This is a genomic window from Pseudomonas sp. GW821-FHT11D10, from assembly GCF_058808435.1.
The window spans coordinates 13,721-35,619 of sequence record NZ_JBXARR010000003.1; the positions used below are offsets into that span (position 1 = coordinate 13,721).

Annotated in this window: 23 protein-coding genes, 1 pseudogene and 1 riboswitch; of the genes and pseudogenes, 5 read left to right on the forward strand and 19 right to left on the reverse strand. The window is 61.9% G+C overall.

The window, feature by feature from the left end; all coding sequences use genetic code 11:
• The first annotated feature begins 797 nt into the window (after positions 1-797).
• The 3 genes from AC1RT4_RS10180 (at position 798) to AC1RT4_RS10190 (ending at position 3,199) form a co-directional block, all read left to right on the forward strand.
• The gene (locus AC1RT4_RS10180) at positions 798-1,022 is read left to right on the forward strand and encodes a hypothetical protein (RefSeq protein ID WP_007950419.1); all 225 of its coding nucleotides are present in this window, start codon (positions 798-800) and stop codon (positions 1,020-1,022) included.
• 276 nt (positions 1,023-1,298) lie between these two features.
• On the forward strand, positions 1,299-1,781 hold the full coding sequence (locus tag AC1RT4_RS10185) for a hypothetical protein (RefSeq protein ID WP_011333151.1): 483 nt from the start codon (positions 1,299-1,301) through the stop codon (positions 1,779-1,781).
• A 146-nt stretch (positions 1,782-1,927) separates the two neighbouring features.
• On the forward strand, positions 1,928-3,199 hold the full coding sequence (locus tag AC1RT4_RS10190) for an OmpP1/FadL family transporter (protein WP_493085296.1): 1,272 nt from the start codon (positions 1,928-1,930) through the stop codon (positions 3,197-3,199).
• A 97-nt stretch (positions 3,200-3,296) separates the two neighbouring features.
• Here AC1RT4_RS10190 and AC1RT4_RS10195 read toward each other — a convergent pair whose 3' ends face one another.
• From AC1RT4_RS10195 to cobO, 14 genes and pseudogenes are all read right to left on the reverse strand, one after another.
• Complete coding sequence (locus AC1RT4_RS10195) at positions 3,297-3,857, reverse strand: glutathione peroxidase (protein ID WP_192564053.1); 561 nt, start codon at positions 3,855-3,857, stop codon at positions 3,297-3,299.
• A 55-nt stretch (positions 3,858-3,912) separates the two neighbouring features.
• Positions 3,913-4,035, reverse strand: coding sequence for a hypothetical protein (locus AC1RT4_RS10200; RefSeq protein WP_493085297.1), 123 nt, complete (start codon positions 4,033-4,035; stop codon positions 3,913-3,915).
• Positions 4,032-5,240, reverse strand: a complete 1,209-nt coding sequence (locus AC1RT4_RS10205; RefSeq protein ID WP_007950414.1) for an MFS transporter — start codon at positions 5,238-5,240, stop codon at positions 4,032-4,034. The genes AC1RT4_RS10200 and AC1RT4_RS10205 overlap by 4 nt, the downstream gene beginning before the upstream one ends.
• A gap of 54 nt (positions 5,241-5,294) precedes the next feature.
• Positions 5,295-5,699, reverse strand: a complete 405-nt coding sequence (locus tag AC1RT4_RS10210; RefSeq protein WP_007950413.1) for a MarR family winged helix-turn-helix transcriptional regulator — start codon at positions 5,697-5,699, stop codon at positions 5,295-5,297.
• Positions 5,700-5,755: 56 nt separating this feature from the next.
• Positions 5,756-6,487 (reverse strand): adenosylcobinamide-GDP ribazoletransferase, encoded by a 732-nt coding sequence (locus tag AC1RT4_RS10215; protein ID WP_493085298.1) that lies wholly within the window; start codon positions 6,485-6,487, stop codon positions 5,756-5,758.
• Position 6,488: 1 nt separating this feature from the next.
• Complete coding sequence (gene cobC / locus AC1RT4_RS10220) at positions 6,489-7,064, reverse strand: alpha-ribazole phosphatase family protein (RefSeq protein ID WP_493085299.1); 576 nt, start codon at positions 7,062-7,064, stop codon at positions 6,489-6,491.
• Positions 7,061-8,116, reverse strand: coding sequence for a nicotinate-nucleotide--dimethylbenzimidazole phosphoribosyltransferase (gene cobT, locus AC1RT4_RS10225; RefSeq protein WP_493085300.1), 1,056 nt, complete (start codon positions 8,114-8,116; stop codon positions 7,061-7,063). Before cobT ends, cobC begins: the two co-directional genes overlap by 4 nt.
• Positions 8,113-8,634 (reverse strand): bifunctional adenosylcobinamide kinase/adenosylcobinamide-phosphate guanylyltransferase, encoded by a 522-nt coding sequence (gene cobU, locus AC1RT4_RS10230; RefSeq protein ID WP_493085301.1) that lies wholly within the window; start codon positions 8,632-8,634, stop codon positions 8,113-8,115. The genes cobT and cobU overlap by 4 nt, the downstream gene beginning before the upstream one ends.
• Positions 8,630-10,088: pseudogene (locus tag AC1RT4_RS10235) on the reverse strand (cobyric acid synthase); the annotation flags it as partial. The pseudogene AC1RT4_RS10235 and the gene cobU, both read right to left, overlap by 5 nt.
• On the reverse strand, positions 10,085-11,095 hold the full coding sequence (cobD, locus tag AC1RT4_RS10240; RefSeq protein ID WP_221534187.1) for a threonine-phosphate decarboxylase CobD: 1,011 nt from the start codon (positions 11,093-11,095) through the stop codon (positions 10,085-10,087). The pseudogene AC1RT4_RS10235 and the gene cobD, both read right to left, overlap by 4 nt.
• Positions 11,088-11,996: an adenosylcobinamide-phosphate synthase CbiB gene (cbiB, locus tag AC1RT4_RS10245; protein WP_085682929.1), complete on the reverse strand. Its 909-nt coding sequence runs from the start codon at positions 11,994-11,996 to the stop codon at positions 11,088-11,090. Before cbiB ends, cobD begins: the two co-directional genes overlap by 8 nt.
• Entirely contained in the window at positions 11,993-12,643 is a 651-nt protein-coding gene (gene bluB / locus AC1RT4_RS10250) for a 5,6-dimethylbenzimidazole synthase (protein WP_493085302.1), read from the reverse strand. Before bluB ends, cbiB begins: the two co-directional genes overlap by 4 nt.
• On the reverse strand, positions 12,640-13,935 hold the full coding sequence (locus AC1RT4_RS10255) for a cobyrinic acid a,c-diamide synthase CobB (protein WP_493085303.1): 1,296 nt from the start codon (positions 13,933-13,935) through the stop codon (positions 12,640-12,642). The genes bluB and AC1RT4_RS10255 overlap by 4 nt, the downstream gene beginning before the upstream one ends.
• The gene (gene cobO / locus AC1RT4_RS10260; RefSeq protein WP_007950401.1) at positions 13,932-14,543 is read right to left on the reverse strand and encodes a cob(I)yrinic acid a,c-diamide adenosyltransferase; all 612 of its coding nucleotides are present in this window, start codon (positions 14,541-14,543) and stop codon (positions 13,932-13,934) included. The genes AC1RT4_RS10255 and cobO overlap by 4 nt, the downstream gene beginning before the upstream one ends.
• A gap of 81 nt (positions 14,544-14,624) precedes the next feature.
• Positions 14,625-14,850: riboswitch (cobalamin riboswitch) on the reverse strand.
• A gap of 166 nt (positions 14,851-15,016) precedes the next feature.
• Between cobO and AC1RT4_RS10265 the strand changes: the two genes are divergently transcribed.
• Together AC1RT4_RS10265 and AC1RT4_RS10270 are read left to right on the forward strand one after the other, a co-directional pair.
• Positions 15,017-15,601, forward strand: coding sequence for a hypothetical protein (locus AC1RT4_RS10265; protein ID WP_493085304.1), 585 nt, complete (start codon positions 15,017-15,019; stop codon positions 15,599-15,601).
• Between the two features lie 65 nt (positions 15,602-15,666).
• The gene (locus AC1RT4_RS10270) at positions 15,667-16,980 is read left to right on the forward strand and encodes a PQQ-dependent sugar dehydrogenase (protein ID WP_493085305.1); all 1,314 of its coding nucleotides are present in this window, start codon (positions 15,667-15,669) and stop codon (positions 16,978-16,980) included.
• A 64-nt stretch (positions 16,981-17,044) separates the two neighbouring features.
• On the opposite strand, the gene AC1RT4_RS10275 is transcribed toward AC1RT4_RS10270, so the two are convergent.
• The 5 genes from AC1RT4_RS10275 to AC1RT4_RS10295 form a co-directional block, all read right to left on the reverse strand.
• Positions 17,045-17,581: a C40 family peptidase gene (locus AC1RT4_RS10275; RefSeq protein ID WP_007950398.1), complete on the reverse strand. Its 537-nt coding sequence runs from the start codon at positions 17,579-17,581 to the stop codon at positions 17,045-17,047.
• Between the two features lie 219 nt (positions 17,582-17,800).
• Complete coding sequence (locus AC1RT4_RS10280; RefSeq protein WP_007950397.1) at positions 17,801-18,421, reverse strand: C40 family peptidase; 621 nt, start codon at positions 18,419-18,421, stop codon at positions 17,801-17,803.
• 214 nt (positions 18,422-18,635) lie between these two features.
• The gene (gene hda, locus AC1RT4_RS10285) at positions 18,636-19,340 is read right to left on the reverse strand and encodes a DnaA regulatory inactivator Hda (RefSeq protein WP_007950396.1); all 705 of its coding nucleotides are present in this window, start codon (positions 19,338-19,340) and stop codon (positions 18,636-18,638) included.
• 210 nt (positions 19,341-19,550) lie between these two features.
• The gene (locus AC1RT4_RS10290; protein ID WP_007950395.1) at positions 19,551-20,624 is read right to left on the reverse strand and encodes an AI-2E family transporter; all 1,074 of its coding nucleotides are present in this window, start codon (positions 20,622-20,624) and stop codon (positions 19,551-19,553) included.
• Between the two features lie 35 nt (positions 20,625-20,659).
• A complete protein-coding gene (locus tag AC1RT4_RS10295; RefSeq protein WP_493085306.1) occupies positions 20,660-21,718 on the reverse strand; it encodes a DUF2066 domain-containing protein in 1,059 nt (352 codons plus the stop codon).
• Between the last annotated feature and the right edge of the window lie 181 nt (positions 21,719-21,899).

Consider the following 21,899-nt stretch of genomic DNA (forward strand, 5'->3'; position numbering starts at 1 on the left):
GCAAAGCCTTGTGGAATGGGGCTCGCAGTCAAACTGACGATTTTTTCACCAGTTAAAAAAAGCGATGTTTTTCATTGACTTAAACTTTCGATGCAGGCAGCCATCGGGGTCAGGATCGTTGTGACAGCGCCGTTACAGTCTGCGCAACTAATGTGCACAAGTACCTGTTACGCGGTTATATCGATGCGCCTTTTCGGGTCGTTTTGGCATTCGGGTTGGGGATAAGCCCCTGCGACGAGCTTCAGCGCCGGCCAGGTCGTGGCGACCGACGGTCATGATGTGAGCCAGATCGGGGCAGGCTCGGGGCCTGGGCAATGTTCCCGGAGTTTTTTTGACCAACGGGTTTGCCTTCTGCAGTTCGTTCCGTTAGTATCCGCGGCGTTAGTACCAAGCTGAAAGTCAATTCCGGTCGAACACACCCCACGGTCAGCCTTCTCTCACAGAAGCCTCCACCGACAAAAGCGGGACCGACCCCTCGATGGTTTCCAGGTAAATCTTGCGACAACACAGCCTTTGAATCGAATGCAAAGGGTGTTGCGAAGACCACTTACTCTGACCGAACCAACCTGCAAATTGATCAGGATCTTCACCCCGGGCCCAGAACCTCTGCCCTCGATGTGTTGCCTGTCCTCCTAAGTACCTACCTGCCAGCCCAAGCGCGCCAACTTTTATAGCGCTCGAACTGGCTGCCTTGTTCCAGTCGGGTTCTTCGTTCGACCAATGGTGGTTGGCGTTACTGGAACGTTTTAACGTTGCACGGTTCTTATCCGTGTCATTTGTAGGAACACCTAATAACTATGTCGACTCAAATCCAGACTCAGGATGCCATTCGCACCCTAACCAACGCTTTTGCTCCAATGAACTGCCTGATCATGGCCGCTCGCAAAGGCTGCTTCAGCTTCACCGTGGTCAATGAACACGGGATCGCCCGCCACAGCGAGCGTCTGTACCCCGATCAATACTCCAGCGCCGAACCGCTGCAGGCCGTGATTGATCGCACCCGTCAGGCATTGATCGCCTGAGAGGCCGAAATGGCTGCAAAAGCAAAAGCCCCGCTGAAAATGCGGGGCTTTTTATTGCCCGATGTTTCACTTTTGCCACTTTCTGCCTAATCACTAACCGATATAACGGTTATAACGCCTCGCCGGAAATATTTTAAAAACAGGCCTTTACGTCGCGAATATGACACTACACTTCAACTCAAGCGGCGTGATCCGCTTCCGGCGAGCCTGAGTCGATCCACAGCTGCCAAGCTCCCCTTCAGGTCTCGCCGCCCGATAACAAGATCCGAGGGTTTTATGGGTATCGCTGCCAGCGAACTGTGCCGCTATGTGATCCGTCCTACGCTGATCTACTTGGGACGCCACTGCGCAACTGCCGAATCCCTGTTGCTGGGCATTGCCGCCAGCCAGTCCGCCCTCGGTTCCGCCCTGCATGACCGCCGTGGCCACGGCCTGTACCGGATTGCCGAACACCGCCACCAGGCCCTCTGGGATCATTACCTGGCACTTGATCCGGAACGCGCCAGCCTGGTTCGCGGCCTCGCCAGCCAGCATGCTTTCCTCAGCGGCCCGCACCTCGAACTGACCGTCAACTTGCGCTATGCCACCGCCATCGCCTGGCTGCTGGTCGAAGAACAAAACCCCATCCTCCCCGAGCCGGACGATCTGCTGGGCATGGCGCGCATCTGGCGTCAGACCTTCCAGCCTCAAGGTCGTCTGCGGGATTTCACCTGCGCCTGGCAAACCTGTGTTTCACCGCTGAATCAGGTCGCTTGCTGACCCACCGGTTTCGCAACATCGCCCAACGAGCAGCGAATCTGGTCGGATTGTCCTACAAAACCGCTCTAACTCAAGGCATACGGACTATAGCGCTGGGACGAAAATGTTGGTAATTTTCGCCCCGGTGATCACCAGGAGTTCTAATAATGAAAAAAGTCATGCTCAAAACCACCCTTAGCCTTGCCGTAACCGTGGCATCCACCCAGATCTTCGCAGCTGGCTTTGCCATCAACGAACACAGCATCAGCGGGATGGGGACTGGGTACGCCGGGCGATCTTCTTCTGCCGACGACGCAAGCACTGTTTACGGCAACCCTGCCGGCATGTCGCGCATCACGCGCGAACAAGTCACCGGTGGCGTAGCATTTCTCGACGCAAAAACCGATATCAGCGATGGCAGCTCCAGCCCTAACGGCGGCAGCAACAAAGGCGATATGGTGCCCTTCACCTCCGTACCTATGGGCTACTACGTCAAGCCGATCGACGAACATTGGGCATTCGGCCTGGGTGTGTACGTACCCTTCGGCCTGATCACCGACTATGAAAACGGCTTCGCCGGCCGTTACTTCGGCAGCAAGTCCGAAGTCCAGGTCATCACCTTCCAGCCGACCGTCAGCTACAAGTTCAACGACGTTGTGTCGATCGGTTTCGGTCCGACCATCAACCGCATCGACGGTGCGCTGGAATCCAACCTGTCGATCACTCAGGCGCTGCCTGACGGCAAGGTCAAGATCAAGGGTGACGATACCGCGCTGGGCTACAACATCGGCGTTCTGGTTCAAGCAACCGACACCACTCGCCTGGGTCTGACTTACCACTCGAAAGTCGACTACAAGCTCGAAGGCAACACCAAGGTCAACTACGGCGCACTGGCCGCAGTCGGTCTGGGCGCCAACCAGAAGTACGACGCTTCGCTGAAGATCACCACGCCTGAATCCGTTGACCTCTCGGTCACCCAGGCGATCAATGATCGCTGGAACGTCTACGCCGGTACCACCTGGACCCGCTGGAGCCAGCTGGAAAAGATCACCGTCAAGAACTCCGGTGTACAGCCGCTGCTGGCTGGCCAGTTCGGCGAGATCACCGAAGAACAGAACTGGCATGACACCTGGGCTTACGCCATCGGTACGTCCTACCAGCTGAACAAGGAATGGGTACTGCGTACCGGTCTGACGTTCGACCAGTCGCCGACCAACAACGTCGACCGTTCGCCACGCATCCCGACCGGCGACCGGACCATCTTCAGCATCGGTGCCGGCTGGAGCCCGACCGAAGACCTGACCATCGACGTTGCCTACTCGTACCTGAAGGAAGAGAAGGTCAACATCCGCAACGAAAACGATCGTGGCCAGACCTACAACTCGCAGTATGAAAACTCGGCAAACGGCTTCGGTGTCGGCGCAACCTACCGGTTCTGATGCCGTACGGCGAGGCTGAGCTCTTTACCATTTGAGGCCTCGCCCATCAAAAAGCCCCGCTCTCTTCACAGAGGCGGGGCTTTTTGATGGGTGTCGATCAGGGTTTCAGCGGCTGGGAGGCAATGGCTTTCTCGATGGCTGCGAGAAATTCCGGATCATCCGGTTTGGTCAGGCTGGAGAAGTTGGCGATCACCTTGCCCTGGCGGTCGATGACGTATTTGTAGAAATTCCACTTCGGTGCGCTGCTCTGCTTGGCCAGCACCTGGAACAAGTGAGTCGCATCGTCACCCCGCACCTTCTGCGGCTCGGTCATGGTGAAGGTTACGCCGTAGTTGGCGTAGCAGACCTTGGCGGTCTCGGCGCTGTCCTTGGACTCCTGCTTGAAGTCATTGGAGGGCACGCCGAGCATTTCCAGGCCCTGAGCCTTGTAGCGCTTATTGAGGGCTTCGAGCCCTTCGAACTGCGGCGCGAAACCACAGAAGCTGGCCGTGTTGATCACCACCAGCGGTTTGTCGGCGTAGCGCTGACACAGGTCGATGGATTCCTTGGCCCGCAACTTGGGCAGCGAACCTTGCAACAGATCCGGACAGTCCGCGGCCTGGGCCAGTCCGGTCAACGCCATCAGCAACGCAGGAACAGCACACCAGCGCTTGAGCATGTCGGGCATCCTTGAGCAATCGTCAGACCCCGACGTTACTCGCCCTTCCGCCGGTCTAGCAAGCACCCATGCCCAACTGCATCAGCGCCAGCCCGCCCTGATGCCAGCCCCACCACACCAGTGCCAGCAATGCGGCGCCGAGTGCGGTGATGACGATGTGCGGCCAGAAACGGTTCATGCAGCGCTCGCACGCGGTTGCAGGCGCTCGACCGGGCGCTCGCGCACCGGCCAGTTCAGCGCGGCCGCCAGCAGGCTCAAGAGAACCGCCACTTGCCAGATCAAGTCATAACTCCCGGTCCGGTCATACACCACCCCGCCCAGCCAGCCGCCAAGGAACGAACCCAACTGATGGAACAGGAACACGATACCGCCGAGCATGGACAGGTTTCGCACGCCAAACAAGGTCGCCACCGTACCGTTGGTCAACGGCACCGTCGACAACCACAGGAAGCCCATGGCCATACCGAACAGATAGGCCGAAGTCGTCGTCACCGGCAGCCACAGGAACAGCACGATCACCACCGCCCGCAGCAGATACAGCCCGGTCAGCAGACGCGGTTTGGACATGCGCCCACCTAGCCAACCGGCGGTGTAAGTGCCGAAGATGTTGAACAGACCGATCAACGCCAGCACCGTGGTGCCGACACTGGCGGGCAAATGCTGATCGACCAGATACGCCGGCAGGTGCACGCCGATGAACACTACCTGAAATCCGCAGACGAAAAAGCCGAACGCCAGCAGCCAGAACCCGGAATGCGAACACGCCTCGCGCAGCGCTTCGGACAGGGTTTGTTCATGGCCGAGCACCGGCAGCGGTTTGTCCTTGAGCATGCTCACCAGCGGCACGATCAGCGCCACCAGCAGGCCGAGCACCAGCAACGCCGCCGACCAGCCGAGCCAGCCAATCAGCCCGAGGGTACCCGGCAGCATGGCGAACTGGCCGAAAGAACCGGCAGCACTGGCGATGCCCATGCCCATGCTGCGTTTCTCCGGCGGCACAGCGCGGCCGACCACACCGAGGATGACCGAGAACGAGGTGCCGGACAGACCGATACCGATCAGCAGGCCGGCACTCAAGGACAGGCCCAGCGCCGTTTCCGACAACCCCATGAACACCAGGCCCAAGGCGTAAAGCACGCCGCCGATCAGCACCACTTTTGCCGCGCCGAAGCGGTCGGCCAGTGCGCCGGTAAACGGCTGCGCCAGACCCCAGATCAGGTTCTGCAAGGCGATAGCGAAGGCGAACACTTCACGGCCCCAGCCGAACTGGGCGCTCATCGGCGACAGAAACAACCCGAAACCGTGCCGCACGCCCAATGACAACGCCAGAATCAGCGCACTCCCCAGCAACACCCAACCGCACGTACGCCACATCGAACTCATTGTTATTCTCCAGTCGCGGGTATATACCCGCTTAGATTCGGAAAAAACCGGCCCTCAGGCCAGTTCATCCAATAGCCGCAGCAAGGTTTCACGCTTCTCGGCACCCAGTCGGTCGATCAACCGCTGTTGCGCCGCTTCCCAGGCCGGCAGGGCTGCTGCCAGGCGTTGCGCACCGGTTTCGGTGAGGCGGACGATGCGGTTGCGCATGTCTTCGCCTTCAGCCAGCGCCACCAGGCCCTCGCCTTCCAGCACCCGCAGATTGCGCCCGAGGGTGCTGCGATCCAGGCCCATCGCTTCGGCGAGTTCGGAAATGCTCGGCTGATCCAGCCGTTGCAGATTGCACAGCAAAGAATACTGGGCAACGTTGATCCCGAAGCCGTCGAGAGCGCCGTCGTAATGCCTGCTGACGCCACGCGCGGCGCGTCGCAGGTTGGTGCACAAACACTGAGAAGGAAGCATGATGCGTGTATATACCCGCGACTGTGTTAAATCAAGTTACAGATCAAAGTTACTTATCAAAACAAGGCCAGCCCGACCAGCACTGACATCTCCAGCAATTCCAGCAACGCACCGGCCGTATCACCGGTGGTTCCGCCCAGTCGCCGCACCATCAAATGCCGTAGCCAGAGGAACACGACAACCGCCAGCAGCAACGCCACGACAGCGTTGAACCCGGCGATCCCCAGGCACGCCGCCACACTCACCGCCAGCACCTGCCAGCCCGTCTTGCGTGGCAGATGATCGGCCAGTGCCTGCCCTAATCCACCAGCCCGGACATAGGGTGTGGTGAGGAACAACGCGAGCAGCGCCGCTCGCCCGATCAGCGGCACGATGATCAACGCCATGCCCTGCTGTTGTTCGATCAAGGCCAGCAACGCGGCGAACTTCAGCAACAACACCAGCACCAGCGTCACCACCGCGATCGGCCCGCTGCGCGGATCCTTCATGATCGTCAGCGTACGCTCGCGATCACCGAAACCGCCGAGCCATGCATCGGCGCTGTCCGCCAGCCCATCGAGGTGCAACGCGCCGCTGAGCAGCACCCACACCGTCAGCAACAGCGCCGCGTGCAACAGCAATGGCGCGCCGCCCAACGCAATGTTCAGCGCCCAGAGAATCACGCCGAACAGCAAACCCACCAGCGGATAAAACAGCAGCGACCGGCCGAGCTGTTCAGGCGCCGGCATGCCCGGCAGACGAATCGGCAGGCTGCTGAGAAATTGCAGGGCGATCCACAGGGGCAGCATGTCAGAGCACTTCCCTGAGCGAACCGTCGGCTTCGACGATCAGCGAAAAAAGCGCGCCGTGAGCGACTTCGACATTCAGCAACTGCTCACGGGGCAAACCACGGGCCCGCGCCAGCAGCAGACGCATGACGCCGCCGTGGCTGACCAACAACACCCGCTCACCCGCGTGCGCCGCGTGCAGTCGCATCACCGCCGCCAGCACCCGTGCCGAAAAATCGCTGACCGGCTCACCCTGCGGCGGGGTAAACCCATACGGATCTGCCCAGAACAAACCCAGCGCCTCGGCATCGGTTTCCATCAGCGCCGCCGTGCTCTGCCCTTCCCAGGCACCGAAATGCAGCTCTTGCAGATTTTTGTCCAGCGATACCGACAGATCCCGCTGCGCGCTCAACTCTTCAGCAAACCGCGCGCAACGCTGCAACGGCGAACTGACCAGCCGATCCCACGGCCCCTGCCCGCTCACCGCCTCGCGCATCTGCGCCCAGCCTTTTTCGGTCAGCGCATCGTCGAGGCTGCCGCGCAGGCCGCCGCCGAGTTCGGTTTCACCGTGACGCAGCAGATCCAGACGCAAGGTCATGCCGGGCGATCCGCCACCGCTGCTTCGGCAAAAGTCGCCATCTGCCCGTGCAGGTCGCAGGCCAGACGCAGCAACGGCACCGCCAGCGCCGCGCCACTGCCCTCGCCCAGACGCAGGCCCAGCTCGAGCAGCGGTTCAGCGCCAAGGGCTTCCAGCACATGTCGATGACCTGGCTCGGCACCGCGATGACCAAACAGCAGCCACTCGCGACAGGCCGGATTCAAGCGCACCGCCACCAGCGCGGCGACCGTGCAGATGAACCCGTCCACCAGCACCGCCACACCTTCCTGAGCACACGCCAGATACGCACCGACCAAAGCCGCGATCTCGAAGCCGCCGAGATTGAACAGGGTCTGCAATGCATCGCCGCGCCGTGCTGCGTGTAACGCCAGCGCCCGCTCGATTACTTGCGCCTTGTGGCTGACGCCTTCGGCATTCAGCCCGGTGCCGGGACCGGTCAAATGCGCCACCGGGCAATCGAGCAGCGCACAAGCCAGCGCACTGGCGGCCGTGGTATTGCCGATGCCCATTTCACCGCCAATGAACAATTGCGCACCAGCAGCCTTCGCGCGCAGCACGCTGTCGCGGCCGCCCTGCAAGGCGAGTTCGCCCTGGGCCTGAGTCATCGCCGCGCCCTCGGCGAAATTCGCCGTGCCCGGGCCGATGTTCAGGTGGCGCACGCCCGGCAGGTTCAACGACGGGGTCACGGTGCCCAGATCCACCACTTCCAGCTGCGCGCCGAGTTGCCGCGCCAGCACGCTGATCGCCGCGCCGCCACTGACAAAGTTCAGCAGCATCTGCCCGGTGACTTCCTGCGGGAACGCGGAAACCCCTTCGGCCACAACGCCGTGGTCGCCGGCAAAAATCGCGATCCAGACTTGATCCAGCTTCGGCTTGATCTGGCCCTGCAATCCGGCCAGTTGCACCGCCACCGATTCAAGCTGACCGAGGGAGCCGGCGGGTTTGGTCAATTGCTGCTGACGCGCCGCCGCGTTTTCAACGGCGTCCGTATCCACCGGTTTGCACGGGTTCAGCCACCAGGCTTGGGTCATAACGCAGGTCCTTTCAGAGTCAGGGGCAGGCCGGCAACTGTCAGGACGACTCGCTGACAGCGCTCGGCCAAAGCTTGATGCAGCCAACCGGCCTCATCGACGTAGCGGCGAGTCAATTCGCCCAGCGGCACGACACCCATTCCGGTCTCGTTGCTGACAAAAATGATTTCACCCGGCAGCGACGCCAGGCATTCGAGCAGGGCTTCGCGTTCGGCGGCGAGGCGTTCGGCGTCGTCGAGCATCAGCAGATTGGTCAGCCACAGCGTCAGGCAATCCACCAGCAGGCAACGTTCATCACTGGCGTTTTCGCGCAGCACACGGGCCAGTTCCAGTGGTTCTTCGATCAACGCCCATTCGGCGGGACGACGGGCGCGGTGATGGGCAACGCGTTCATTCATCTCGCCGTCCAGCGGCTGGCTGGTAGCGATGTACGTCACGGCCAGCGCGCTGTCGGTGGCGAGTTTTTCGGCGAGGCGACTTTTGCCGGAACGGGCGCCGCCGAGGATCAGTTGGAGCATGGGGAGATTCCACAGAGTTCACGTAACAGCCCGGTATCCAGGTGCTTCTCCACCAGATCCGCCAAGCGCTCGATATCGCGTTCACGCAGGCCGTGGTAATCCACCTCCTGCACATCGTTCAGACCGGCCCAGCGCAGCAGCGCGGCACTGGCCGCCGGCGATTCGAACAGGCCATGCAGGTAGGTGCCGAAAATCTGCCCGTCGAGACTTTGCGCGCCGTCGCAACGACCGTCGTCCAGATGCACGGCAGCATTTTCCAGCGCAGATCCTGTCGTCACGCCCGCATGAATTTCATAACCGCTGACCTCGGCATCTTCCAGCGCCAGACGCCCGCGCACATTGCGCAACTGCTTCTCGGCTTCGAGCTGTGTTTCAAACGCCAGCAGCCCCAGACCGAGGCTGGAACCCGGCGCGCCCTCAAGGCCCAGCGGATCGTGCACTTGCTCGCCGAGCATTTGCAGACCGCCGCAGATCCCCAACAGCTTGCCGCCGTAACGCAGGTGACGGCGGATGGCGGTCTCCCAGCCATTGGCGCGCAGATACGCCAGATCACTGCGCACGCTTTTCGAGCCCGGCAGAATGATCAGATCGGCCGGCGGAATCGCTTGCCCCGGGCCAATGAATTGGAGATCCACCTGCGGATGCAGACGCAGCGGATCGAAATCGGTGTGGTTGCTGATGCGCGGCAGCACCGGTACCACCACTTTCAGGACTTGCTCGGCCTTGTCGGTCTGGCGCTGGTCGATGCCGTCCTCGGCTTCCAGATGCAGGTCCATAACGTACGGCAGCACGCCAACCACCGGTTTGCCGGTGCGCTGTTCCAGCCAGTCGAGGCCCGGTTGCAGCAAGGCGATGTCGCCGCGAAAGCGGTTGATGATGAAGCCTTTGACTCGCGCCTGTTCGCTCGGCGACAGCAGTTCCAGCGTGCCCACCAGATGGGCAAACACGCCGCCACGATTGATGTCGGCAATCAGCAGCACCGGGCAATCCACCGCTTCGGCGAAGCCCATGTTGGCGATGTCGCCGGCGCGCAGATTGATCTCAGCCGGCGAGCCCGCGCCTTCGACCATCACCAGCGGATACGCGGCGCTCAAGCGCTCATGGGAAGCGAGCACGGCCTGCATGGCGATGGCTTTGTAGTCGTGATAGGCGACGGCGTTCATGCTGGTGACCGCACGGCCATGAATGATGACCTGGGCGCCGGTGTCGCTGTTGGGTTTGAGCAGCACCGGGTTCATGTCGGTGTGCGGTTCGAGGAACGCCGCTTGCGCCTGCACCGCTTGCGCGCGGCCGATCTCGCCGCCGTCGGCAGTCACCGCGCTGTTGAGCGCCATGTTCTGTGGCTTGAATGGCACCACGGCAACGCCCTGTCGGGTGGCCCAGCGGCACAGCGCCGTCACCAGCGTGCTTTTGCCGGCGTCGGAAGTGGTGCCCTGCACCATTAATGTGGTCATGCTGGTTTGTTTTCCATAGAGCGTTGCAGGGCGAATGCTTGCAGGGCTTGCTCAAGGCGCGCTTCGTCGGCGGCATCGGCGGGCAGCCCGAAACGCAGGCTGCTGTTGTGCGCAAACAGACGCAGAAGAATGCCGCGCCGAGCCATGAATTCGTGCAACGCGGCGGCCTGTTCGGTGATCAGCCACTGAAACAGTGCGCAGCCGCCCTGCGGTTTGAAGCCGGAACGTTCGAGCAGCGCAGCCAGCCGTTCGCTGGCCTCGTCGCTGCGGATGCGCTGACGAGTATGGCCTTCGGTGTCGCGCAAACAGGCCTGGCCGAGTACTCGGGTCGGCCCGCTGACTGCCCAGGGCCCGACCTGTTCGGCCAGCAACCTAAGCAACTTGCGCTCGGCCAGCACGAACCCCAGCCGCACACCGGCCAGACCGAAAAACTTGCCGAACGAGCGCAACACGATCAACCCCACTTGATGCGCATGCGGGGCGAGGCTCAGCTGCGGCGTGTTGTCCATGAACGCTTCGTCGACCACCAGCCAGCCGCCGCGCTGGGCCAGCCGCGCGTGCCAGTCGAGCAGGCGCGCCGGGGTCAGATTCAGGCCCGTTGGATTGTTCGGATTGACTACCACCAGCACGTCGAGGCTGTCGAGAAAGAAATCGACCTCCTGCTCCAGAACCTCACGCACGATATAGCCGCTACGCCGCCAGGCTTCAGCATGCTCGGCATAACACGGCGACAGCACGCCGACCTTGCCGGCGCGACGCAATCGCGGCAGCAGTTGAATGGCCATCTGCGAACCGGCCACCGGCAGCACCTGGCTGGCGCCGTAGTAATCGCAGGCGGCCTGCTCCAGACCATCATCGTTTTCCGGCAGGCGCGCCCAGGCCCGCAGCGGAATCTCCGGGACCGGAAACGGCCACGGCGCCAGGCCCGTGGACAGGTCGAGCCAGTCTTCTTCCGCGATGCCGTATTCGAGCGCCGCCCTGCGCAACCGGCCACCGTGCTCAAGCATAGAATTCAGCCCCCACGCAGAGAATCAGCAGCCATAACCATACCCCGCGCTGGACCAATTGCCAGCCGCGATCAATGGAATCGGCATCCGCCGGTGCGCCCTCGCCCAGTTGCGGACGCTCGTGCAGTTCGCCGTGGTAAATCGCCGGGCCACCCAGCTCGACGCCCAAGGCACCCGCGCCGGCGGCCATCACCGGGCCGGCGTTCGGGCTGTCCCATTTCGGCGCCTGGGTGCGCCAGCATTTCAACGCCAGTCGGGTTTTGCCGAGCAGCGCGTAGGTCAACGCCACCAGCCGCGCAGGAATGTAGTTGAGGACGTCGTCGATTTTTGCCGCCGCCCAGCCGAAACGCTCGAAGCGCTCGTTGCGATAGCCCCACATCGCGTCGAGCGTATTGCTCAGGCGATAGAGCACCACACCCGGCGCACCGGCCACAGCAAACCAAAACAGCGCGGCGAACACCGCATCGCTGCCGTTCTCCAGTACCGATTCGGTGGCGGCGCGGGCGACAGCGGTGCTGTCCAGCTCATCGGTCTGACGGCTGACCAGATAGCCCACACGCTTGCGCGCCTCTTCCAGATCATCGGCGCGCAGGGCCTTGGCCACCGGCTCGACGTGCTCACCCAGGCTGCGCATGCCGAGGGCGCAATACAGCGCGAGAATCTCGACGATCCAGCCCACATACGGCGCCCAGGAAAACGCCGTGGCCAGCAGGGTCAGCGGCAACACCGCAATCACCCACGCGGTGACACCATGGCTGCGCCAGCCGCGACCAGCGCTATTGAAACGTTGCTCGATGCGCCCGGCGAAATTGCCGAACGCCACCAGCGGATGCCAGCGTTTCGGTTCACCCAGCAGCGCATCCAGCGCAACCGCGGCGACACTCAACAACGCCACACTCATTGATTCACTCCCCAAAAATTTTCATACAGCAGCTCATTGAGCGGACGCGCCTGCGCCCACCCTTCGAGTACCAGCATCGGCGCCGGATAGAATTCCTTGACCGGCCCCAAACAAAGAACCGCCAACGGCTTGGCCCCGGCCGGCAGTTTCAGCAGATCGGCCAGCGCCTGCGGCTCGAACAGCGACACCCAGCCCATGCCCAGGCCTTCGGCACGCGCGGCGAGCCACAGGTTCTGGATTGCGCAGGACAACGAGGCCATGTCCATTTCCGGCAACGTGCGGCGGCCGAAAATATGCCGCTCGCGATCGTCCATCAACGCAGCGACCAACACTTCGGCGCAGTCGTTGATGCCTTCGACCTTGAGCTTCATGAACTCGTCGCTGCGTTCGCCGAGGGCTTCGGCGGTGCGCACGCGCTCCTCTTCAACAAGGTTCTGGATCTGGCCACGTAGCGCGCGGTCGCTGATGCGGATGAAGCGCCACGGCTGCATCAGGCCGACACTCGGCGCCTGGTGCGCGGCTTCAAGCAAACGGCGCAACAGTTCCGGCTCGACCGTGCCGCCGCTGAAATGGCGCATGTCGCGGCGTTCGGCGATGGCGCGGTAGACCGCTTCGCGCTCGGCGTCAGTGAAGGCGTTGTCGGTCATGGCACCAACAGTGCGGCAATCGCCGACGGATTCGACGGGAAGTAAAAATGCACGTACGAGGCGGTCATCCGCCCTTCCCGGTAAACAGCTTCCGCGCCGCGCCCGCCGTTGGGGCTGTGGCCACGGGCAATCGGTGTCAGTTCGGTGGTGGTCAGGGAATGATGATAGGTGTGGCCGCGCAGCAGGCCTTCCGGCAGGTCGACCTCTTGCAGCGCCAGCGCGGCGAGACGCTTCTGCATCACGGCGTCGCCACTCAACAGGCCGACCAAATCAGCGCGGGTGCCTTCGACATCGGTCAACGAGTCGAGCAGATACAACATGCCGCCACATTCGGCGAGCAGCGGTTTTCCGGCCGCATGATGCGCGCGGATCGCTTTGAGCATGTCGGCGTTCTGCGACAGGGCAACGTGGTGCAATTCCGGATAGCCGCCGGGCAGGTACAAGCTGTGGGCGTCGGGCAATTGCGTATCGCGGATCGGCGAAAAGAAACTCAACTCGGCGCCCATCGCCCGCAACAGATCGAGACTGGCGCCGTAGGTAAAGGCGAAGGCTTCGTCGCGGGCGACGGCAATTCGCACGCCTTCGAGCAGCTTTTCGGTCTCAATGATTTCAGGCGCGGCGAATTCCACGGCCGGTGGCAGCGCTACCTCGCAAGTGCCGGCCAGCGCTTCGGCGGCGGCGTCGAGGCGCACGTCGAGATCATTGAGTTCGCTGGCCTGCACCAGACCGAGATGGCGGCTCGGCAGTTCGATTCCGGTTTCCCGGGACAATGCGCCGTACCAGCGCAGGCCTTCGGTGAGGCTGCCTTCGAGCAACTGCGCATGGCGCGCGGTGCCGACGCGGTTTGCCAGCACGCCGGCGAACGGCAGGTCCGGCTGATAGCGCGCCAGCCCCAGCGCCAGTGCGCCGAAGGTCTGAGCCATGGCCGTGCCGTCGATCACACCCAGCACCGGCACGCCGAAATGCCGGGCCAGATCGGCGCTCGACGGCGTGCCGTCGAACAGGCCCATGACGCCTTCGATCAGGATCAGATCGGCTTCGGCGGCGGCTTCCCACAACAGGCGTCGACTTTCCTGTTCGCCGACCATCCACATGTCCAGTTGATAGACCGGCGCACCGCTGGCGCGCTCGAGGATCATCGGGTCGAGAAAGTCCGGGCCGCATTTGAACACGCGAACCTTGCGCCCCTGATTGCGATGCAGACGGGCCAGCGCGGCAGTGACGGTGGTCTTGCCCTGACCGGAGGCCGGCGCGGCGATCAGTACCGCCGGGCAGTGACGTGGTTGATTCAAAGTTCGACGCCTTTCTGCGCTTTGATGCCGGCCTGGAAGGCATGCTTGATCATGCCCATTTCGGTGACGGTGTCGCCCATCTCGATCATTTCCGGCTTTGCGGCGCGGCCGGTGACGATCACGTGCTGCATCGGCGGACGGGCCTGCAGATCACTGAGCACCTGATCCAGATCGAGGTAGCCGTGCTTGAGGGCGATGTTCAGCTCATCGAGCACCACCAGACCGATCGACGGATCGCGCAGCAGTTCGCGGGAGACTTCCCAGGCCGCTTCGGCGGCGGCGATGTCGCGCTGGCGGTCCTGGGTTTCCCAGGTGAAGCCCTCGCCCATCACATGAAAACGCACTTGCTCCGGGAAGCGGCGGAAGAACAGCTCTTCGCCGGTGCTGTTGCGGCCCTTGATGAACTGCACCACGCCGCACTGCATGCCGTGGCCCATGGCGCGAGCGAGCATGCCGAATGCCGAGCTGCTTTTGCCTTTGCCGTTGCCGGTCAGCACCAGCACCAGGCCGCATTCATCTGGCGAATTGGCGATGCGTTCATCGATCACGGCTTTTTTGCGCTGCATGCGCGCCAGGTGGCGCTCGTCGCGTTCGGGGGAATCAGTCATGGGGGAGCTCTCCGTTGAGGCTGGATAACGGCGGGCAGGCACAAGAATAGACGGCAACAAGCCTGGCATCGCCCACCGTGATGCCGCTGGATGGATCAGGCCGGTCTCCGGGCTCATGAGCGGCTGGTGCCTGGCTGCGCGCCTTCCCGCTTTTACGCAGTGGCATCGGACGCAGCTTTTACTCATTTACCGTTGCGGGGGCAGCGCCGGGATCGTGAGGGTTCATCGCTTGAAGACCCGCCTCACCGGCTTCCCTGTTTCACTCTGTCGACATGCGCCACAGAGCACCTGAAACAAGCCGCGAAGGTTAGAGGGTTGGGGGTGGAGCGTCAATTGAAGAGGGGCTTGTGCGGCGAATAACTGCCGCCGATCAATTAACTGACGCCAATCTTGTGCCACACTGTCAGCAGTGATATCAAAGAGCCATGCTTTTTGACTGCAGAGAGCACATCACAATAACAAGGGAGAGCACCATGCAAGGCATGATCATCAGCAATCCGCGGCTGGAATTCCTGCGCCCGGTGCTGGAACGCTGGTTTGACTGTATCGACCGCTACAACGCCGTGCGCGGCGACAACGACACGCCCTACTGGCACGACGAAAAAGCCAACCTCGGCCTGCTGTCGGCCGCTGCCTGGATGGCCGAACTGGTCACCCTGCGCGACACCGCCACCCGCAAACAAAACGAAGAAGGCGAGCGCAATGCCCGCGCCGACCTGTTTATCGCTGGCGCCGAGGAGCGCGCCTTCATTCAGGCCACCCAACGCTGGCCACGCGTCACCAGCCTGAATCTGACGCAGGCCTTGGCGGATATCACCAGCGATGCCAAGCGCATCAGCTACGCCAGCGACCTGAAACTCGGCTGCCTGTTCGTCGCCCCGCAAAAGGCCCAGCACAGCGCCAGCCCGGAAGAACTGCAGGACATGGTCGACGACCTGCAAAAGGAACACACCTGCGCCGTCGCCTGGTATTTCCCCTACGCCTACCGCAAATTGCGCAGCGAAGCCGGCAACTATCACCCCGGCATTGCCGTGCTGTTCAAGGAAGCCCGCGGCTGAGGGTTGAACCATCGGGCTTGTGCGCTTCTCTATGATTAAGAATGCATTCATAGGGAAGATCAGCAATGCGCAAGCCCCAGCTCGTTTTCGTCATCGTGCTCGCCGGAGGGCTCGCCGCCTGTGGTGAATCCTCCAGCCTGCAAGTCTCCGACGGCACCGGCCCGTCACCCCGGTTGCCCGAACCGAACAAGACCCTGATCCCGACGGTGAACATCGCCCCGGCCATCGGCTGGCCGGCCGGCGCGAAACCGACGACAACGGCAGGCACTCAAGTGGCAGCCTTTGCCGAAAATCTCGATCACCCGCGCTGGCTGTACGTGCTGCCCAATGGCGACGTGCTGGTGGCGGAAACCAACGCCCCGCCCAAACCCGACGACGGCAAGGGCATTCGCGGCTGGGTGATGAAGAAAGTCATGGGCCGCGCCGGTGCCGGCGTTCCCAGCCCGAACCGCATTACCCTGCTGCGTGACGCCGATCACGATGGCGTGGCCGAAACCCGCACGGTGTTCCTGCAGAACCTCAACTCGCCGTTCGGCATGACCCTGGTCGGCAACGATCTGTACGTCGCCGATACCGATCGCCTGCTGCGCTTTAACTACGAACCCGGCGCGACCGAAATCAAGAGCCAGCCGATCAAGGTCGTGGACTTGCCGGGCGGCACGCTCAACCACCACTGGACCAAGAACGTCATCGCCAGCAAGGACGGCAGCAAGCTGTACGTCACTGTCGGCTCGAACAGCAACGTCGGCGAAAACGGCCTCGATCAGGAAGAAGGCCGTGCGGCGATCTGGGAAGTCGATCGCGCCACCGGCAACCACCGGATCTTCGCCTCGGGCATCCGTAACCCCAACGGCCTGGCCTGGGAACCACAAACCGGTGCGCTGTGGACCGCCGTCAACGAGCGCGACGAAATCGGCAGCGATCTGGTGCCGGACTACATCACCTCGGTCAAGGACGGTGGCTTCTATGGCTGGCCGTTCAGCTACTACGGCCAGCACATTGACGTGCGTGTGGAACCACAGCGGCCGGACATGGTGGCCAAGGCCATCGCTCCCGACTACGCCGTCGGCCCGCACACTGCATCACTTGGCCTGACCTTCGCTGAAGGCAATCGCCTGCCGGCGCAGTTCAAGGAAGGCGCGTTCATCGGCCAGCACGGCTCGTGGAACCGCAAACCGCATAGCGGTTACAAGGTGATCTTTGTGCCGTTTGCTGCCGGCAAGCCGAGCGGAACGCCCGTGGATGTGCTGACCGGCTTCCTCGACAAGGACGAGAACGCGCTGGGTCGCCCGGTCGGCGTGGTGATCGACCAACAAGGTGGATTGCTGGTGGCGGATGACGTGGGGAACAAGGTGTGGCGGGTTTCAGCGACCCGTTAATCTGTTGCAGGCATAAAAAACCCGTGGGAGCCATTCAGTTCCCACGGGTTTTTATGTATCTGGATTACGGGTTATGCGCCAGATGCTCCGGCTGCAGAACGCGCTTGGCGCTCAGATAGGCTTTCTGCCAATACGCTTTCGACAGGCTGTCCAGCTTCACCGTGCCACCGGTGGCCGGCGCATGAACGAAGCGCCCTTCCCCAACGTAGATTCCGGCATGACTGACCTGCGAGCCGCCATTGGTGGCGAAGAAGATCAGGTCGCCAGTCTGCAGCCCTTCCTTGCCGACATTCGGCGCCTGCATCACGATCATCTCGCGGGTGGAACGCGGCAGGCTGATGCCGGCGGCATCGCGATAGACAAACCCGATCAGGCCGCTGCAATCGAAGCCCGAATCCGGCGTGTTGCCGCCCCAGCGATAAGGCGTGCCCACCAGCCCGAGCGCGCGAAACAGCACGTCTTCGGCAGCGGGGGAAAAGGCCTGGGAGGATCCGAATACGATCGGAGCGCGAACCACCGGCGCAGGCGGCGGAGTGCGACTGGCGCAGCCACTGAGCAGCGCTGCGAAGAACATCAAGGCAAAGCGGGCCGACATCGTCATATGCAGAACATCCTGATCTGGCTGAGGCTTTGACTGCCGATTCGACAGAAAACAAAACCGCCTGCGTTGGGACGCAGGCGGTTTGCCATCAATATAGATCAGGATTCTAGCGGCTACGCGGCAAACTTCAAGTAAGACTTTAACTTCACCTTGTAAAGTTTAGGTCTATTGCCTCTGAAGGGCCGCATTGTCGCCACGAGCTTGGCGACAAAGGCGTGATTACTTGCGAGCGGTAACCACGGTTGGAGCGTTCGCCAAAGCGCGTTTGGCTTCGATGAAGGTCTTGCTCCAGTAGCTGTCGCCCAGGCTGTCGATGCGAACACCGCCGCTGCGACGAGAGCTGGAATGGATGAACTGGTTGTCGCCCAGGTAGATCCCGGCGTGGCTTACACGACCGCGACGACCATTGGTGGCGAAGAACAGCAGGTCGCCCGGCTCGAGGTTGCTGCGCGAGACCAGCGGCGCATCCACGTTGATCATTTCGCGGGTGGAGCGCGGCAGGTTCATGCCGGCTTCTTCGCGGAACAGGTAGCCGATGAAACCGCTGCAATCGAAACCGGCTTCAGAGGTACCGCCGAAACGGTAACGGGTACCGATCAGGGACATGCCGCGTTCGAGGATGCTGTCGGCCAGAACCGGAAGCTGGTAAGGCTTCTTGCCGTTGAAGTCGGCGAGTTCTTTTTCGGTGTCCAGCTCTTCCTGGTAAATAACGGAAGACTGGGCGGTGGCAGAATTTTTAGCCTGTTGTTGCTGCTCTTGATTAACAGGTGAATGAGCAGCGCAACCGAACAACAGGGTGACGAGTGCGAGAGGCACGAGGGGTGCGAAGCGCTTTAGCATGGGCACGACCGTGGCTGATAGTTGTAAAGAAGCCGAGACTATGCCCGCTATCAGCCTCATTTGCAAATTCAATCGATCTTTTTGTGACTTCTCGGTTTCTCGTTAACATCTAAGCGCTTAAGCCTATTTGAATCGAGACGCAGCCTGCGCAACCCACAGGAAAGCGGGTTTTCTGGCGCCTGAAATATGCCGAAACCGGCTGAAAGCCCCGTTTTTACCAGCCCAGGGTTTCTTTCAGGAAGGGAATGGTCAGCTTGCGCTGGGCCTGCAAAGAGGCCTGATCGAGTTGCTCCAGCAGATCGAAAAGCGCGCTCATGCTGCGGGTACCGCGAGTCAAAATAAAATGCCCGACTTCGTCGGTCAGGTGCAGACCGCGACGGGATGCGCGCAATTGCAGGGCACGCAATTTGTCTTCATCGGAGAGAGGACGCATCTGGAAAATCAGCGCCAGGGTCAGGCGCGATTTCAGGTCGGCGAGTTTGATCGGCAGTTCACGCGGCGAAGTGGATGCCGCGATCAGCAGACGCCGGCCGCTGTCACGCAGACGGTTGAACAGGTGAAACATCGCCTCTTCCCAGTCTGCCTTGCCGGCAATCACCTGCAAGTCATCCAGGCAGACCAGTTCGTACTGTTCGAGGTTGTCGAGGATTTCGATGCCGCGATCCATCAACTCGGCCAGCGGCAGGTACACCGCCGGTTCACCCATCTGCTCGAAGCGCAGGCACGCGGCCTGCAACAGATGCGTACGCCCTACCCCGTGCTTGCCCCACAGATAGATCAGGCTTTCGGTCCAGCCGGCGTCGGCTTCGCATAGACGCTCGACATAGCCGAGTGCAGCGGCATTGGCGCCTGGGTAGTAGTTGATGAAGGTGGCGTCGTCACGCAGACGCACACCTAGGGGCAGCTGAATCGGTTTCATGCTGACTGAACAGTTCCCAAGGAACCGTTAGTGGCCTCTGTGTAAAGTGAGCGAAGTTTATACCCGTGAAGCGGAGCGCACAATGCGACAGACCCCAAGCAAAATCAAAGGTTTGCGTTAACGTGCTGGTTTTATGACAGTTTCTTTGGCGCCACGGCCTGCATGAGACGGGCCAACCCGGCAATCCACCGGGCAGCCCGCACGTCACGATTACAACTCCGGCTCATCCACCCCGCTATAGATGTCGGAATCCTTGTACAGATCGTGGACGTGTCGCACCAACACCATGATCACCGCCGCCACCGGCAGCGCCAGCAGCACACCGGTGAAGCCAAACAGCTCGCCACCGGCCAGAATCGCGAAGATCACCGCCACCGGGTGCAGACCGATCCGGTCCCCCACCAGCAAAGGCGTCAGCACCATGCCTTCCAGTGCCTGACCGACCATGAACACCGCGACGATCCCGATCATCGGATACAGATCGCCACCGAACTGGAACAGCCCGGCAATCAACGCCGCGCCGATGCCGATCACGAACCCCATGTACGGCACAATCGCCGCCAGCCCTGCGATCAGACCGATCAACAGTCCGAGTTCCAGACCGACAATCATCAAGCCGGCCGCATAGATCACGCCCAACGCCAGCATCACCAGCAACTGCCCGCGCACGAACGCGCCCAGCACTTCATGACACTCACCCGCCAGCGCCACCACGCGTTCCTCGCGATCACGGGGCAACAGGCCACGGATCTTGGCCATCATCACGTCCCAGTCGCGCAGCAGGTAAAAGCTCACCACCGGGATCAGCACCAGATTCGCCAGCCAGCCGATCAGCGCCAGGCTCGAGGCCGTTGCCTGACTCAGCACTACACCGACGATGTCGGTGGTCTGGCCCATGTGCTCGCTGATCGCGGCCTTGACCTTGTCGAACTTCCAGAAGCCGTCCGACAGTCCCAGCTTCGATTGCGCCCATGGCACGGCGGTGTGCTGCAACCAGTCGAGCATTTGCGGCGCCAGTTCATACAGCCGCAGCAATTGCTTGGCGAGCATCGGCACCAGCACCAGCAACAACGCGGTGACGATCAGAGTGAACAAGGCGAACACCGTGATCACACCCCAGGTGCGGGACAACCCCAGGCGCTCCAGCCGATCAACAAGCGGATCGAACAGATACGCGAGCAGCAGCGCCACCAGAAACGGCGTGAGGATCGGATGCAGCAACCAGACAAACGCGCAAAGCAGGAGCACCCCACCGAGCCAGAACCAACGCCGCGTATCGGCCATGTAACACTCCATTGCTTATATATAAGAAAGAAAATCTACCAGCGGAACCGCAAGGACGGCGCTGCTGGTGCTGGCGTCGGCGCAACAACTGGCGGCGCCCCGGCAACCGCAGGCTGAGGCGCTGCGACCGGAGCCGGCGCCTCGGCCGGCAGTTCCTGCAACTTCGCCAGCGACAACTGCGCTCGCAACTGATCGGCACTGCCATTGACCCGATACAGGATGCGATCGGCATCAACACTCTGCAGACGCACGCCAAACGGTTCGAGTAACCGCAGCAGCGCCGCGTAGTGCTCCAGATTCATGCCCTGCACTTCCAGGGTCTGCTGGCCGGACGCGCCCGGCTTGGCCACAAAGCGTGGCGCCAGACGCTCGGTGACCGCCAGCATCACCGCATCGGCCACGGCGGCCTGATCCGCGCCCTGCACGTTACCCGCCTCTTTCTTGTCGCCCAGCCACAATTGCCATTTGGCCTGCCATTGCCCGCTTTCTTCGCGAGCATGCACGGCGAGCAAGGCGTCAGCGTTGTAGCGCTCGGAAGCGTTGCGCAGCGGCGCCGGGTCGGCACCTTCGAGCGCCGGCGCCGTAGCGACCAGTTGCTCGCTCAAGTCCGCCAGTGGCAAGCGCAAAGGCAAACCACGGTGCTGGGCGGCGCGGCGCAAAGGTGCGGCACTGGCCTGACCGTCACCCACCAGACTTGAGCCCTCGGTCGAATCGTTCAGCCACCAGCTCAGAATCGAGGGCCGGTTGGCACCCCACAGCGCCAGCCCGGCGCGGCGCAACGCCTGCTCGGTGGTGCCCGGATCGAAATCGACTTTCAGCACTTCTGGCGGCCCGGCATCGAAACCGAACTGACTGATGATCTGCTGCGGATCCTTGCGAACCGGCGCCAGCCCCGGGTTCTGCGGAGCCTTCGGGTCACCGGTCAGGCGCAGCACCAGCGTATCCAGCGCAGCCTGGGTCGCGCGATCGCGCTCCTCCGGCGACTGGCCAGTGACCGGTTCACGCACCTGATAAAGACCTTTGAGATTTTCGGCCTGGCTCGCCAGGCTGATCAGAGACAAGCCACCCACTAACAGCCATTTACAAAAACGCATGGAGAATTCCCGTCGACAAGAGCGGCTGGAACAGGCCGCGTGCACCGTTGTGGCAAGCCTGTGACCACAGGCCATCGCAAAACATTCACACGCGGTCGGTAAGTTTTTGCACAGTCCTAACGATAGACGGTTCCTTATACAGGCACCCGTGATGTCATCCACAGCGTCAATTGCAAAATTT